This is a genomic window from Neisseria sp. P0021.S007 (genome assembly GCF_051956855.1).
On sequence record NZ_JBQCXA010001489.1, the window covers coordinates 1 to 473 of the forward strand.

At 45.0% G+C, this 473-nt stretch carries 2 protein-coding genes; both read right to left on the minus strand.

From position 1 onward, the window contains the following. A partial coding sequence (locus tag ACTHUR_RS19860; protein WP_440400513.1) for a primosomal replication protein N occupies positions 1-209 on the minus strand: 209 nt, incomplete at its 3' end. After that, the gene (gene rpsF / locus ACTHUR_RS19865; protein ID WP_440400512.1) at positions 206-472 is read right to left on the minus strand and encodes a 30S ribosomal protein S6; all 267 of its coding nucleotides are present in this window, start codon (positions 470-472) and stop codon (positions 206-208) included. The genes rpsF and ACTHUR_RS19860, both read right to left, overlap by 4 nt. Between the last annotated feature and the right edge of the window lies 1 nt (position 473).

The window sequence follows — 473 nt, forward strand, 5'->3', positions numbered from 1 at the left end:
GCATCTTGCCGATACTGCCATTCCTCAGCCTGCTTACCTAAAATCCGCGCGGGAATTTCAAATTTGACCAGACATTTCTGTCCGTTTTCTTCCTGCCAAGATTCATGTTGTAACACAACATCTAAAACAGGAATTCCTGCCGGCGTGTATCTCAAAGGCTGAACCTGTAAGATACGGGCGGTAAGCTTAATCAGATTGTTCAATCTTATTCGGCTGCTGCAACTTCTTCAGCTGCACCGTTCAGCAAATTTTTTGCTTTTTCGCCGCCCAACATTGGAGAAGCTTCAGTTACAGCGTGTTTTGTTTTGATGGTCAGGTGACGCAGTACGGCATCATTGAAGCGGAAAGCAGTTTCCAGCTCTTCAACCACTTCAGGAGTAGTTTCGATATTCATCAAAACATAATGTGCTTTGTGGATTTTGTTGATTGGGTAAGCCAATTGACGACGGCCCCAGTCTTCCAAACGGTGGATT